The sequence below is a fragment of the Methylocapsa sp. D3K7 genome (assembly GCF_029855125.1).
Classification (GTDB): Bacteria; Pseudomonadota; Alphaproteobacteria; order Rhizobiales; family Beijerinckiaceae; genus Methylocapsa.
Window position 1 is genome coordinate 69,500 of the sequence record NZ_CP123229.1, and the last position, 15,117, is coordinate 84,616.

General features: G+C 56.3%; 11 protein-coding genes. 10 read left to right on the forward strand and 1 reads right to left on the reverse strand.

Annotated elements, in window-relative coordinates; genetic code table 11:
• Positions 1 to 68 precede the first annotated feature (68 nt).
• The 6 genes from glsA (at position 69) to ppc (ending at position 10,649) form a co-directional block, all read left to right on the forward strand.
• The gene (glsA, locus tag QEV83_RS00340; protein WP_280129338.1) at positions 69 to 1,952 is read left to right on the forward strand and encodes a glutaminase A; all 1,884 of its coding nucleotides are present in this window, start codon (positions 69 to 71) and stop codon (positions 1,950 to 1,952) included.
• 193 nt (positions 1,953 to 2,145) lie between these two features.
• The gene (locus QEV83_RS00345) at positions 2,146 to 3,486 is read left to right on the forward strand and encodes a hypothetical protein (RefSeq protein ID WP_280129339.1); all 1,341 of its coding nucleotides are present in this window, start codon (positions 2,146 to 2,148) and stop codon (positions 3,484 to 3,486) included.
• A gap of 10 nt (positions 3,487 to 3,496) precedes the next feature.
• A complete protein-coding gene (locus QEV83_RS00350; protein ID WP_280129340.1) occupies positions 3,497 to 4,384 on the forward strand; it encodes a FecR domain-containing protein in 888 nt (295 codons plus the stop codon).
• Between the two features lie 123 nt (positions 4,385 to 4,507).
• Entirely contained in the window at positions 4,508 to 6,754 is a 2,247-nt protein-coding gene (locus QEV83_RS00355) for an adenylate/guanylate cyclase domain-containing protein (protein WP_280129341.1), read from the forward strand.
• 213 nt (positions 6,755 to 6,967) lie between these two features.
• Positions 6,968 to 7,690, forward strand: a complete 723-nt coding sequence (locus QEV83_RS00360) for a hypothetical protein (RefSeq protein ID WP_280129342.1) — start codon at positions 6,968 to 6,970, stop codon at positions 7,688 to 7,690.
• Positions 7,691 to 7,886: 196 nt separating this feature from the next.
• Positions 7,887 to 10,649, forward strand: coding sequence for a phosphoenolpyruvate carboxylase (ppc, locus tag QEV83_RS00365; RefSeq protein ID WP_280131159.1), 2,763 nt, complete (start codon positions 7,887 to 7,889; stop codon positions 10,647 to 10,649).
• 18 nt (positions 10,650 to 10,667) lie between these two features.
• On the opposite strand, the gene QEV83_RS00370 is transcribed toward ppc, so the two are convergent.
• The gene (locus QEV83_RS00370; RefSeq protein WP_280129343.1) at positions 10,668 to 11,363 is read right to left on the reverse strand and encodes an L-histidine N(alpha)-methyltransferase; all 696 of its coding nucleotides are present in this window, start codon (positions 11,361 to 11,363) and stop codon (positions 10,668 to 10,670) included.
• A 240-nt stretch (positions 11,364 to 11,603) separates the two neighbouring features.
• Between QEV83_RS00370 and QEV83_RS00375 the strand changes: the two genes are divergently transcribed.
• The 4 genes from QEV83_RS00375 to QEV83_RS00390 all read left to right on the forward strand — a co-directional run bounded on the left by QEV83_RS00375 (position 11,604) and on the right by QEV83_RS00390 (position 14,763).
• Complete coding sequence (locus tag QEV83_RS00375; protein ID WP_280129344.1) at positions 11,604 to 12,191, forward strand: hypothetical protein; 588 nt, start codon at positions 11,604 to 11,606, stop codon at positions 12,189 to 12,191.
• Between the two features lie 38 nt (positions 12,192 to 12,229).
• The gene (locus tag QEV83_RS00380; RefSeq protein WP_280129345.1) at positions 12,230 to 12,988 is read left to right on the forward strand and encodes a TIGR01458 family HAD-type hydrolase; all 759 of its coding nucleotides are present in this window, start codon (positions 12,230 to 12,232) and stop codon (positions 12,986 to 12,988) included.
• Positions 12,989 to 13,317: 329 nt separating this feature from the next.
• Entirely contained in the window at positions 13,318 to 13,671 is a 354-nt protein-coding gene (locus tag QEV83_RS00385) for a hypothetical protein (protein WP_280129346.1), read from the forward strand.
• Positions 13,672 to 14,034: 363 nt separating this feature from the next.
• Positions 14,035 to 14,763, forward strand: a complete 729-nt coding sequence (locus QEV83_RS00390; RefSeq protein ID WP_280129347.1) for a glutathione S-transferase — start codon at positions 14,035 to 14,037, stop codon at positions 14,761 to 14,763.
• Positions 14,764 to 15,117: the final 354 nt, after the last annotated feature.

Consider the following 15,117-nt stretch of genomic DNA (forward strand, 5'->3'; position numbering starts at 1 on the left):
TACCTTCAGTGGATGAGAGTCATTTGCCGAGTCTTTCCGGCGAATTCCTTGCCCTATATGAATCTTAGATGCTGTTGACGATCGAGGGGAACCAACTAGTGCCGTCGCAGGAAGATCCGGTGAGCCGTTACCTAACCCGGCTCCGCGGCGAGTTGATGTCCGTGGATGCCGGGGAGGTGGCTAGCTATATTCCCGAACTCGCCAGGGCCGACCCGCGTCAATTCGCGATCGCCATCGCCACCACTGACGGCCGGGTTTTCGCGGTTGGTGACGCCAGTCAACTGTTCACGATTCAGTCGGTCTCAAAACCGTTTGCCTACGCACATGCCTTCGCCTGTCATGGCCGCGCGGCTGTTCTTGACAAAGTCGGCGTCGAGCCGACAGGGGAAGCGTTTAATTCGATTGTTCTCGACGACGCGGCGAACCAGCCATACAATCCGATGGTGAATGCCGGGGCGATCGCCGTCTCGGAGCTTTTTCCAGGCGATACCCCCAAACAACGCATCAGCGCTATGCGAAGTGCGCTGTCCCGTTTTGCGGGGCGCGACCTCGACCTCGACGAGTCCGTCTATCGCTCTGAAAGCGAGACCGGGCACCGCAATCGCGCAATTGCCTATTTGATGCGCAATAGCAATATGATCGGGAACGAACCCGAGGCCGTTCTTGAGGTCTACTTCCGCCAGTGTTCCATGCTCGTGAACTGCCGGGATCTCGCCGTCATGGCAGCCAGTTTGGCCAACGACGGTGTAAACCCACTCACAGGCGAGGCTGCGATGCCTGCGGAATTTGTTCAGGACGTGCTCAGCGTCATGCATAGCTGCGGCATGTACGACTATGCCGGGCAATGGGCCTACGAAGTCGGTATACCCGCCAAAAGCGGCGTGTCCGGCTGCGTCATTGCCGTGATACCCGGCCAGATCGGGATCGCCATCTACTCACCGCGACTGGATAGTTACGGAAACAGCGTCCGTGGCGTGATGGCCTGTCGGCGGATCTCGGCGGATTTCGGCCTTCATGCCTTTTGCAGCCGCACCGGCGTCGAATCGGTCTTGCGTCACGAACTCAACGGCCTCCGCATTCGCTCGAAGCGACTTCGAACACCAGCGGAACGTGCGATCCTCGACCGGAGTGGCGGGGCGATCTGCATCATCGAAGCGCAAGGCAGATTGTATTTCGGCACCGCCGAGAGATTGGTCCACCGCATTCGCAAAGTCGCAGCCAACGCGACTCACGTCATTGTGGATTTTCGTCACGTCCAAAGCGCCGACCGCGCCGCATTGTGTCTGCTGCAAGGATTCTCCGGCGTTCCAGAAAATCCCAATTGCCAGCTCATATTCTCGCATATTTTGGTGAACGGTCCGCTCGCAAATCTCCGGTCCGTGCTTGCCGGCACGAAGGGATTTTCACGGCCTATACAAATTTTCGATGGACTTGACGACGCTTTGGAACATGTCGAGGCGGAGATCCTTTATCTGCACGCACCGGCTTCAGAAGAATCGATGCTGACGTTGCAGGAGATCGTGCTTTTTCAAAACCTCGACACCGAAGAATTGAGTCTGCTGTCGCTATCTGTCGCGCCGAAGCTGACGACTTTCGAGAGCGGCCAGATCATCATCAAGAAAGGGGAATTGGGAAAGACGTTTTTCGTTATTGTGCGTGGTTCAGCCTCCGTGGAGCTGCCGTCCATTGGGCATGGCGGCCGAACTGTTCAAATCGCTTCGGTCGGCAGGAGCCTCGCATTCGGCCACATGGCGCTGATCGAGGGGCGGACGCGCGGAGCCCAAGTTGTCGCCGAAACCGAACTCGTTTGTTACGCCATATCGGTTGAATCTCTTCGCACCTTTGGTCTTGAGCACCCAAGCATCTATGCCAAGATATTGATGAACATCATTAGCGATCTGGCCGACACACTGCATGCCGCCAATGAAACAATACGGGCATTGGAGCGCTGATTTGTTGCCATCATACCACACCTAGAAAGAATATAGAGTCTTTGCACAACGAGACTTCGTCCCGGCTTGACGTGGCGGCGGCTTTGGGTTGCCATCTGGTGCGCTGGTGCCATGCTGAGTGACATGACGCCCGGCGGTGGGGGGATGACTTGGTTACGGCGCTCACAACAACGGTCAATTGGACCCGAGGGACATGATGATTCTTTCCTCGATCAGGCAGACCGCATCCTTAGCCGCGGCAATCGCAATTCTGGGGATCGGCATCCTTTGCGGTGCTGGCGCTCATGCCCAAACCATACCAGGGCCTCTTGCTGGAGACCCTTTGTTTCAAACCATGCTGAATAGCCCAGCCAATCTCGACACGACGCTCAGTTATGCCACGAGCAGCGAGCAGGGGGGCGATCTCGAGGCGTCGATTGGCGCGTTTGAAAGGCTGCTCTTCTTCAACCCGGCGCTGTCCAAGGTACGGTTTGAACTTGGGATGCTGTATTTTCGCCTCGGTTCCTACGAGATGGCGCGCGGTTACTTTCAATCTGCGCAAGCCAGCGCGGATGCGACACCCGATATGGTGCAGAAATCTCAGGAATATCTCGACACAATCGAGAAAAAACTACAGCCCGATCAGTGGAGTGGTTACGCCCAGACCGGCTTCCGCTACCAGTCGAACGCGAGCTTTGGCCCTACCCAGCAAACCCTATTTGGCGCGACGCGTCCGATTAACAGCCCGTTCGCTCCTCAAGCTGACTGGAATTGGTTTGCCGCCGCCGGCGTAAATTATGTTCATGACTTTGGCAATCAAAACGGCGATGTATTTGAAGCGAACGTGATTGGTTATGATGCGCAGCAGTTCAAGGTGACTGCCGTTGATACGGGATTTCTGGATTTCCGCGCCGGACCGCGCTTTGGCATTTTCCAGGATGCTTTGAACGGCGCCTCGATCAAACCCTATGTGGTCGCCACGGGCGCCACGCTGGCCGGCGAGCCTTATCTCGGAAGTATCGGCGGCGGGCTCACCATGCATTTCAACTTTGCGAATGTGGCATTGGACCCCTATGCCGAATTCCGCAGCATGAACTATCATGCTTCCGGGCTTTACCCCTTGGCGTCGGGGTTGGATGGTACGTTGGCGATCATCGCACTGCAGGCTGCCGGTCCGATCATCGAGGGCGTCCGCTGGCAAGGAAGATTCGCCTTCTATCACAGCGATGATTCGTTTCCTTGGTTCAGCTACAATCGCTACGCATTTGATTTTTGGCTTCCCTGCCTCATTCCCTCGCTGTGGGGCGGCCGCAGCTGGACCTTAACCCCATCGGCGGGAATCTCACCTTGGCTCTACCGGCAAGCCGATCCCTTCTTCAACCCCTTCACCACAGAGCATGATCTCGAGTGGCATGCGGGTATTGGTCTTGACATCCCCGTCCAGGATCGATTTGGCGTTGGCGTGCAATTGCAATATCGTGCGATCAATTCGAATATCCCCGGCAATACCGTCAGAGACCTTTCCGTCACAATGGGTCCAACGGTCAGTTTTTAAGGGGTGCGTTATGCAGCTGCGAATGAACCCAAAATTCATATTACCCCTGGCGATGTTGCTTGCCAGTAGCCCTTTTTCGGCTCTGTCAACGAAGGCCCAGGATGTTGGCACAGCCGCCGCGGTGAACACGCTTTCGCAAGGCACGCCCCCCGGAGGAGGAGTCCAAGTTTTAAGAATCGGCGCGCGCGTCCTCCATAACGAGCGGATCCAAACATCCGGGAGCGGAACAGTTCAGCTTCTCTTCCTCGACAAAACCACGCTCAGCGTTGGGCCGAACAGCACCCTTGTGATTGATAAATTTGTCTACGATCCGGCGACCGGCACGGGGCAAATGGTGACGACACTGGCCAAAGGCGCACTCCGTTTCGTCGGAGGACAGCTCAGTCACCAGGGCGCGGCCACGGTCAAAACGCCGGTTGCGACGATCGGCATTCGCGGCGGAACCGCGACGATCGCACACGGCCAGGGTGGAACCCGCTTGATCAACCATTTTGGCCGGCTCAGCAGCGCCAACGGCTGCGGCACCGCTGTCGTCAGGCGCACTGGCTTCGCCATTACAGTGGCGGATTGGAGCAGCTGCCCAGCGGAGCCGGAACGGGTGAGCGAAGCCGAGATCAACAAATATCTAAGGCTTCTCACGAGCAAGTCGGGCCAGAAGGGCGGAGCCACGTCGATACCCACCGAAGCCCTCATGGATCAATATGGGGTTGGACAAGTCACAGGGCTTGGACCAGATACCCCGCCGGTCCAACAGCTAACAACCCACGCTGAAAATACCGCCTTCGATTTGGTCGTGCAAGCGACCCAGAAGGGCGCGGTGCGGACAACTCCATCGCCGATCCGGACATCGCCGAGGCCTCCACCGCCGCCACCACCGCCGCCGCCGCCATATAAGTAATAGCTACTGTTGTCTCAATTGTACCTTCTCCTTTTGGAAGCATCGGAAAACCGGAGCTAGCGTGGCATGGTATTGGGCGGGAAACATGTGTTCCGGGTCCGATTTTAACGGTGCTCCATATGGATGGTCGAAGACAGGCATCAGGACTTGCAGCGGCTAAAAACACGAATCGGGCGTTTCTATCTCCCGCTCATTTGCCTATTTTTGGTTCTCGCGCTGGTGCTTCGCGGCGGCGACCCTTTCTTTGTCTCGGCTCTCCGGCTGATCGCATTCGATTATTATCAACGCTTGGCTCCGCAACCCTACGATCCGGATCTGCCTGTCCGCATCATTGATATTGATTCCGACTCCCTTGCCCGTTTCGGGCAATGGCCGTGGCCACGAACCATCATCCGTGATCTCGTCATCGAGCTCAGCAAGCGCAATGCGGCGGCGATTGCCTTTGATATCCTCTTCGCCGAACCAGACCGTACGTCCCTCGAACAAGTGATCAAGCGGATGCCGCCGGAGCAAGCTGGCAGGTTGCGGGATCTCGTCGGTTCGGCAACAAACGACCAGCTGCTCGCCGAGGCGCTCAAGGGGACGCCGAGCGTGCTGGCGCTGCTTCTGACCAATGAGACGAACACTCCGGATATTGCACAAAAAGCCGGATTCGCATTCGCCGGAGATGATCCAAAACCGTTCCTACCGGCTTTTACCGGCGTTGAAAGCAATTTGCCGCTCCTCGACGAGGCGGTAAAGGCCATCGGTGCGATGAACCTGATTCCCAATCGCGACGGTGTCGTGCGCCAGGTTCCGTTGTTTTTCCGGCTAGGCGACCGCATCATCCCATCGCTTGCGGCCGAGGCTTTGCGTGTGGCGCAGGGCGCTTCCACCTACGTGATCAAATCGTCCAATGCGAGCGGCGAGACGGCCTTTGGACAACAAACTGGGATCAACCGGGTCCGTATCGGTGAAATGGACATCCCCACCGATGCCAAGGGGCAGCTTACGCTGAAATTTCGTCCAACTGCTCCCGACATCTACATATCGGCTTGGAAACTCTTGGCAGGGGAGGTCAGCGAGAACCAAATCGCGGGCAAGATCATCCTCATCGGTACAAGCATGCCGTCCCTCTTCGATCTGCGTGCGACGCCCCTCGATCCCGTGATCGCGGGTGTCGAAATCGACGCGCAAATCATCGAGAATATCCTCAAGCAAAACCGGCTCTCGCGGCCAGATTACGCGGATGCAGCCGAAAAAAGCATCATTGTCGTTTTGGGACTTTTGATGGCGCTTACCATGTGGCGCCTCTCACCTAGCTTGGCGGCTGGCCTTGGCGCCCTTGTGCCCGCCATCCTAATGTTAGGAGGCTGGATATTATACCGTTATTGGGACTTGCTGTTTGATCCGCTTTATCCCTCACTGGTATTGCTGCTGCTTACGGCTGGCATCACTTTCTACATCTACCGCCAAGTGGAAACACAGCGCTCCGAAGTCCGCAGCGCGTTTAGCCGCTATCTTGCGCCGGCCGTTGTGGAGGAAATCATCGCCAGTCCCGCCAAACTCGCGTTGGGCGGTGAAGTGCGAGAACTCACATTAATGTTTTGCGATGTGCGCGACTTTACCTCGATCTCGGAGGGCCTGACGGCCAGCGAACTCACTCTCTTTATAAATGAGCTCATGACACCGCTCAGCGATATTATTTTGCGGGAGCGCGGCACCATCGACAAATTCATGGGTGATGCCATTATGGCTTTCTGGAACGCACCCCTCGACGTTGATGATCATGCGCGGCGCGCCTGCAGCTCGGCAATCGAGATGGCAAGCACAATGGCCGGACTCAACCGGGGTTGGCAGGATAAAGCTCGCGCCACGGGACGCTCATTTTCTCCGGTCAGGATTGGGATCGGCATTAATACCGGCGAATGCTGCGTCGGAAATCTCGGCAGCAAGCAGCGTTTCGATTATTCGGCTATTGGGGATGAGGTCAACGTCACCTCGCGGCTTGAAGGTCTGACGAAACTTTATGGATTGCCAGCTGTGGCGGGCGAACTCACAGTCAACCGCTGCCCTGGGTTGGCCGTCATCGAGATCGATCTCATCAGGGTGAAGGGCAGGGTGCGGCCGGTCCGTATTTTTGGGCTTGCCGACTCATTTGATTTTGACAAATTGGCACTGGCGCGTCTGTTGCCTTTGCATCAGGATTTCCTGCGAGCGTACCGGACGCAAAAGTGGGATGAGTCGGAAATGCTTATTGCCCAATGCCGGAAGACGGCGGGAGAGGCACTCGAAACTTATTATGCGGTATTCGAAAGGCGTATCCAGGCGCTGCGCGGTACGGACTTGGGTCCAGATTGGGATGGTGTCTATGCAATGACCACGAAGTGAGTTTCCAAACCCTCTGAAACTATGAGCGGCTGTTCCATCCTTTGATGGACTGGCATGTCTGGACGAGCGGCGCTATCACTATCCCCATCGCCTGAACATATTTTGAAAATGACAATCCATTTGAGTTGGCAAGATTGCTTGGTAAGCGCATTGCATCGGCAAGTCTGCGTATTCCCGGGTCTTGAATTGCGGCCGCAAATACGGAACGTATAAATGACGCAGCGCACAGAGCATTCGCGAGAGCAGGCGAAGAATATCATTAAAATACAGTATTGGACCCCCCTTGCGGCACGACACAAACTGGGTGCATGGGAGATACTCGACGCAGGCTACAGCGAACGTCACCGGGCATATCACACATGGGAGCATGTCGTGGGCTTGTTGGACAGACTGGCCGAGTTTTCAGAACTTTCAACCCGGACAGATATCATAGCGCTGTCAACCCTGTGGCATGATGTGGTCTACCGGACAGAGAATTGCGATGGCACGCCGCGTCAAGATTACGAAAACGTCCGCGACAGCGCCGAACTGTTTCGCCAATACACTTTGTTAAATCAGCCCGACGCTGACGCCGTCTATGATTTGATCATGGCAACCGCCGGTCACGTCCTCGCGACAGCGAAGAAGCAGCATTATGCCGGATTTTCCGGCGACTTTGACCTCTTTTTGGACTTGGATTTAAGCTCGCTTGCCGCGCCATGGGAGGAATTCATCGCGGATTTTGCCCGGATACGGTTTGAGTTTTCTTCCGTTCCGGAAATCATCTTCTGTTCACGCCAGATCCAAATTCTGGAGAATTTCGCAAGGGAAGATGTCCGTCTCTACAGGCGCGCGGAGACGAGCGGCAAATGGCGTGATGCCGCCAGAGCCAATCTCAAGCGTTGTGTTGGGGATCTAAATAAAAGAATTGTTGAGCTTTCCGCTGCTCAAGGCTAACCAAGGCCAAAGTTTCCCGATAGTCTTCAAAGCGCAACAGACCAGAGCGGCCAGGCCGTTTAAGCCAAGTCACGACTCCCCCGGCATGAAAATTGGATATGCGGGCTGTGGCGGCACGCGCCAAAAGCAGATAGAACCAATGAACATGGCATGCCCGCATGAGGCTACAATGACAAGCGCAAGCACTTCGACGTCAATGAACAGCGTTTTGAAAAAGAACGATATTGCCGAGAAGGAACAGCCGCTTATCGACGATATCCGCTTGCTTGGCCAACTGCTTGGCGACACAATACGTCACCAGGAGGGGGAAGCGACTTTCGAGCTGATCGAAACGATCCGGAAGCTTAGTATCGCATGTGAACGAAATGCCGATCAGGATGCCCCGCATCAGCTCGGCGCGCTCCTGCGGGGCTTGACCGTCGACCAAGCGATGGCGGTATCGCGCGCATTTACGTATTTCTCCCATCTGGCGAACATCGCGGAGGACCGTCACTACATCCGGCGCCGCGCGGTTCACGGGATGCAGCAACCGGAGACCCGTGAAAGCGGCAGCCTCGCCGCGAGCTTCGAGCATTTGGCGGCGGCCGGCTTTGGACCGGACGCCATCGCCGGTGTCGTTGACCGCGCCCTTGTATCGCCGGTTCTCACCGCGCACCCGACTGAAGTCCAGCGCAAGAGCCAGCGCGACGCGGAGCGCGCCATCGCGCAGCTTTTGCTCGAGCGTGGCACGCTTGCCAACGCAAGGGAACGAAAACACAATGATATGCTGTTGCGTGCCCGCATCGCGCAACTTTGGCAAACACGGCTCTTGCGCTATTCGCGTTTGAGTGTTCACGACGAAATCGAGAACGCGCTTGGATTTTACCAAACGACTTTCCTGCGGCAAATCCCACAACTCTATGCCGAGCTTGAAGCGCATCTTGGCGGGAAAAAGATCGCTTCGTTTTTCCGCATGGCGTCCTGGATCGGCGGCGATCGCGACGGCAATCCCAATGTCAATGCTCAGACACTGATTCTCGCTTTGCGCCGCCAATGCGAAGTCGCATTACGCTACTATTTGACGGAAATCCATCTGTTGGGCGGTGAGTTGTCTTCCACACTGCTACTCGTCGCCTGTACTCCGGAATTGACGGCTTTGGCCGAGCGTTCCGGCGATAAGAACCCTCAACGCGGCGACGAACCATACCGGCGTGCCTTGATCGGCATTTACGCTAGGCTTGCGGCAACCCTGCTCGAACTCACTGGCACCGAGGCGGCCCGCCACGCGGCTACGTCCGGCAATCCCTATCGCGATGTGGATGCGCTGCAAGCCGATCTTGGCATTATCGAAGAGTCACTTGCCGCGAATAATGGCGCCGCCTTGATACCTGCACGGCTCGCGCCGTTGCGCCGCGCGATCGATGTGTTTGGCTTTCACCTTGCGACCGTCGATCTCCGGCAAAGCTCGGACCGGCACGAAGAGACGCTCGCCGAGCTCCTCGCCATTGCACGAGTGTCGGCGGACTACGCTGGTCTCGACGAGCTTGCGAAGCAAAATCTGCTTCTCGGGCTCTTGCGCGATCCAAGGCCATTGCGCGTCCCCGGCGTTGTTTATTCCGAAAAAACCGCAGAGGAACTCGAAATCTTTCAAACGGCAGGGAGCTTGCTCCGGTCTTTCGGCAAGCAGGCGATCCGCCATTACATCATCAGCCACACGGAAACGGTGAGCGATCTGCTCGAAGTGCTCCTTCTACAAAAAGAATGCGGTCTAATGCATGGCGTTCTCGGCGATCCGGACGCGAACGCCGCTTTGCTTGTCGTGCCCTTGTTCGAGACCATCGAAGACCTTCGCAATGCCGACACGATCATGCGGTCGTTTTATGAGGTGCCTGGGATTTTGGATCTCGTTCGCGGGTCGGGTGCGCAACAAGAAATCATGCTCGGTTATTCGGACAGCAACAAGGATGGCGGATTTTTTACCAGCAACTGGGAGCTTTACCGCGCCTCGACGAAACTCGCCAAATATTTCAAGGAGCATGAAGGCATTGCGCTCCGTCTGTTTCATGGGCGCGGCGGCGCAGTCGGACGCGGCGGCGGGCCAAGCTATCAGGCCATCTTGGCACAGCCACCAGGGACCGTGAATGGTCATATTCGGCTCACCGAGCAAGGCGAGGTCATTGGGTCGAAATATTCCAATCCCGAGATTGGCCTGCACAATCTGGAGACGCTCGTTGCCGCGACGCTTGAAGCCACGCTCATGGTGCCTGCCAGTCCGGTTTCCAAGGACTTTCTCGAAACGGCGGCGACGCTTTCACAACTGAGCATGGCGGCCTACCGCGCGATGGTCTATGAGACGCCAGGGTTTACCGATTTTTTCTTCGCGGCGACTCCGATCGCGGAAATCGCCGAGCTCAACATCGGCTCGCGTCCGGCGTCCCGCCGCGCCTCGCGCCGGATCGAGGATTTGCGCGCCATCCCCTGGAGCTTCTCTTGGGGTCAGGCACGCATTACCTTGCCGGGCTGGTTCGGCTTCGGCTCGGCGGTGGAAGCCTTCATCAAGGAAGCCCCCGGCGAGCGCATGGCTGTGTTAAAAAGAATGAACGACGAATGGCCGTTCTTCCGCGCCCTCTTGTCCAATATGGATATGGTGCTCGCCAAGGCAGACATGTCGATCGCCAAGCGCTACTCCGAACTGGTTCCCGACCAGGAGCTTGCCACAAAAATTTTCGGCATGTTGGAAGCGGAATGGCAGCGCACGCTTGACGCGCTCAACAAAATCCAAGGGACGACCGAGCGTCTCGCCGACAATCCCGCACTTGCCCGCTCGATCAGGCATCGCTTTCCGTATATCGCGCCGCTCAATCACCTCCAAGTCGAGCTTCTGCGCCGTTGGCGCAGTGGCGAGCATGCCGACCGCACCTTGCGAACCATTCTTATTTCGATCAATGGCGTCGCGGCTGGCCTGCGCAATTCTGGATGACGCGCGGGCACCGCCGGCCTAGGCGTGCGTAAAGCTCAACAACCAATGCCAGCCGAATTGGGTTCCGCGCGTGGCAACCTTCAGCCCCGCAGCGCGCGCTTGAGCGTGAAGAACGGAAGAGGCGTCCGGCAGATCGTTATTCACGATATGGTCGCAGATCAGGTCCTTTTCATCCGCGCTGAGCGCGGTAAACCTGCCGCGCAGCCACGCGCAATAGTGTTGATGATAGATTTCCAACGTTTCATCTTCCTCGCGCACAACATCGACCAGCAGCAATAAGCCGCCCTTCTCTAACCTTTGCGCGGCGAGACGAAAAAACTCCGCTTTTTGTTCCGTCGGCAAATGGTGCAGCGCAAAACTGCTATAGATCACATCATATTGGGCCTCTTCGGCCAGTGCGGCCAAGATGTGGTCTCTCATCAATTCCAATGAACCCGCGAGAGATTTTAGATTTTCCGCGGCGAGGGCCAGAGCCGCCTCCGACAAATCCACCCCCTTATAGCGCCGTACCGTCATCCCATCCAGCACCGGCGCTAAGGTTGCCGCATCGCCGCAACCAAGATCGAGGATGGAAAAAGACCGGCCGTCAAATTGGGCGTTGAGAAATTTGCGCAGCTCCGCGCCAATTTCATGATGAAACATGTAATCGCCAGAGACAACTTTTTGATAAGTGTCCCAAACATCGAAAAAACTTGCGGGCGAAGGTTCGGACATGTGGCAACTCTATGGGTTCGTCAACCAAGGTGATTGGAGGGCACCGAGGGTTAAAGTCCGGCAAAGAACCCCCGTGCCGTTCGGCAAATTCTCAGGCAATTGATTACATTAAGGTAATTGTGGCACCTAGCGAAAAAATATGCCAAACACTTTGCAAAATTCTTTTTGGGCAGAATATGTGACGGTACGAATCAATACAATCGGGACAACACCGTCAGCCAATAAGATCGGAACATCGGGATGAGCGAACACGAAGTGGCAAACGGTGCTGAGCGGCCTTTGGTCCATTCACGAGTCGCAAGGCTATGGCTGAAGGAGCTGCCCTACCTTGCCGTGCTCTTGCTCACACTCTTGGGTGTTGCCTATACCAGTATTTCGCATCAGCCTCTGATTGGCTATTGGGAGTTCCTGGCTCTGGCAATGGGCGTTGTGTGCATCGGAACGGGATGGCTGCACACGCAAACGAAGCAAGCCCGGTTTCGGATGGTTTGGACACAAGCGCTCCATTGGGTGGCTTTTTTGGTCGCGATGAACATCCTTGTCTTATCCGATGTTCAAAGACTGCTCACCGCGCCAGGAACGGGGCTCGCGCTTCTGATGCTGCTCGCGCTTGGCACTTTCGTCGCGGGTGTTCATATCGCATGGCAGATCTGCGTACTTGGTCTCATCATGGCGCTTTTGGTCCCGGCGATCGCATGGCTCACGTCATATGCTCTCTTTTTGACCTTAACTGGCGCCGCGCTCGTCGGGATTGCAGCGACCTTCATGTGGCGCCATGGTGATGAAGGCACCACGAAGGCGCATGCCAGAGAAGAAATAAGCAGTTAAGCGGGTAGAGGCATTCTCCGCCCGGCCGAGAAGGCGAAATGGTCCAGGGCGTCCTCATCGACCTTGACGGCGTTGTTTATGTCGGCAGCGAACCGCTGCCTGGCTCGCTCGACGCGATCCGAAGACTCCGTGAGTTGAGGGTTCCGTTCAAGTTCATCACCAACACGACTCGCCGCCCAAGGCACCGGATTGTGAGCGATCTCGCAAGGCTTGGCCTGAATATAGACGCGCGGGACCTTTTCACGCCAGCAGCCCTTGCGCGAGACTTTCTTGCCCGTAAAAATCTCGTCCCGCTACTCATCGTGCATCCGGACTTGCGCGAGGACTTCACGGGCTTGGCCGCCGGTAGCGGCGAGGCCGTCGTCGTCGGGGATGCGGGTGCTTTTTTCACCTATGATCTTTTGAACCAAGCCTTCCGGAAAATCATTCATGGCGCGGAGTTTCTGGCGCTGGCAAAAAATCGCAATTTTCTCGACCGTGACGGTGAGTTGAGCCTCGATGCCGGTCCTTTCGTCGCCGGTCTTGAATATGCGTCCGGCACGATGGCGACCGTGCTCGGCAAGCCAGCACCCGCATTTTTCAAGCTTGCCGTCGAGAGCATGGCGTGCCGTTGCGAGGAGGTCGTGATGATTGGCGACGACGCGGAGGCCGACGTTGGCGGCGCCATGGGGGCTGGCCTGCAGGGCATTCTCGTACAAACGGGAAAATACCGGCCCGGGCAAGAGGCCAAACTTCCTGAACGGGCAACCCATGTTGTTGCAGACCTCAGCACAGCTGTTGAACTGCTGTTTGGCTGATCACCCCAGCAGGTACTGTTGAGTTAGCCGCTGCTAAAAAAGAGTGGAAAGAACGTCCGCTTTAAATAGTCTAGGTTATGCTGCCAAGGTGTCTCAACCCGTCAACGCTGGCTTGAGTATTGGCAAACATTCCTCTACTCAGAAAGCGTGATCTTCGGTGCCGGAATCATCACACTTGACGAACAAGCTCACACGAATGGGCTGGGTCCATTGTCAAGCCTCTAGAAGCCGGCGAAGGTTGAACTCAAGGCTGCTTGATTTTACATCAATTGGACATAGGTAGACTACGCCCAACATGAAAGGGAGATTTCAAAAGGGGAGATTTCAAAATGGATACTCTTAAAAGTTTGGTTCTCGGCGCAACAATGACGGGCGCTCTCACGCTTCCGGCATATGCATGCACTCAAGAAATGGTCGCAACCAACAACGACTTTGGCTACATTCGTGGAACACCTGATCGTAGTGGTGAGCAGCTTTGGAAGCTTTCCGCTGGTGCAGTGGTCAACTGGTGTGGCCGTGACTCGACCGATGGTGAAGGAATTACCTGGCATTGGGTTACGTTCGAATCCCAAGAGGAGCCCTGGGTGCACAAAGGATGGATGTCGTCGCGCATTCTCCAACCGACTGAACAGACTGGGCGAAGCGTAGACGTGGGAGCTCACAAGAGAATTCAACACAACTGATCAGCATAATTTGCATTAGCTAAGATTTAGTCTGACATGTGGTGTTCTGGCCCGTTGGCACAACGGTAGGCGACGCCGCGAAGCGGTCGGGGTTATGTAGCGCCCTACCTCGGCTATCGTTGACGCGTTAAAAGTTGCCCAACTCACTCACGCATGCGGAGTGGCCTGACGCAAACAGCCAAGCTTGTAGAAATGCTGCACGCGCGCCCCTTACCAAGCCTAATAAAATTCCTGCCTATTTCGCCGAGACCACCGGCCAAATTCCGCCACCCAGGAATAGAACGCTCCCCTGTGCCAAAGACAGGCAACAGTGCGGAAAGTGGAACGTAAGACAGGGTGTCGTGCCGTAAAAGGAGTTTGCGCATGGCTTATGAGCTCTACTACTGGCCGGGGATTCAAGGGCGCGGCGAGTTCGTCCGCCTGGCGTTGGAAGAGGCGGGGGCCGACTACCTCGACATTGCCCGTGATCCAAAGGGTGAGGATGAGGCAGTCGCGGCCCTTATGGCAGCGCTGGAATCAGAAAGCTTGACGCATCCGCCCTTCGCGCCGCCTTTTCTAAAAGATGGAGACGTTATCATTAGCCAGACCGCCGCCATCCTTCTCTATCTTGGCGATCGCCATGCTCTCGCACCAAGCGACCCGGTCCAGCGGCTCTGGGTCCATCAGATCCAGCTCACAATCGCCGATCTGTTGGCTGAAGCCCACGATGTCCATCATCCGCTAGGAGGCAGTCTCTACTATGAGGACCAAAAGCCGGAGGCACTGCGCCGGGCGAAGCTTTTCCGCGAGGAGCGAATCCCCAAGTTTCTGAGCTGGTTTGAGTGTATTTTAGAGCGCAACCGAGAAGGCCGCCCTTATCTCGCCGGCAAAACCGTAAGCTATGCTGATTTATCGCTGTTCCAGATCGTTGAAGGCCTCTGCTATGCGTTTCCGCGCAGCATGAAAGCTGGGCTGCGCGAGTTTCCGCTTGTGGTGGACCTGCACAAGGCGATCGGGCAGCTTCCCCGCATCCATGCCTATTTGAAGAGCCCTCGCCGCGTCCCTTTCAACGAACAAGGGATATTCCGGCACTATCCCGAGCTCGATACATAGGTTTTTTGGTTTGGTGTGACCCGAAGAAACATTGAGGTAACGAAGCTGAAGCTGGTCTTTTTGAGCTAGGCTTGATCGGGTGCCGCGATCCCGGCCACCAAACACCGGCTAGATCGCGAGCCTCAAAGTACCAACCGGCAAAGGATACGCCTTATCCGCAATCAAGGGCGTGGTTGACTTTGGTTAACCGCGGTGTCTCCGCCAAAATTCTGGGCCAAACAGCAGCGCGACAGCCGCCACCAAGACGCCAAAGGGTAGAGCCATCAGGGTAATAAACTCATCGTCCATTGCCACTTCTGCCTTTTTAGCCTCAGCGACACTATAATAAGTCGACAATGGTTTTGATCAAATCAC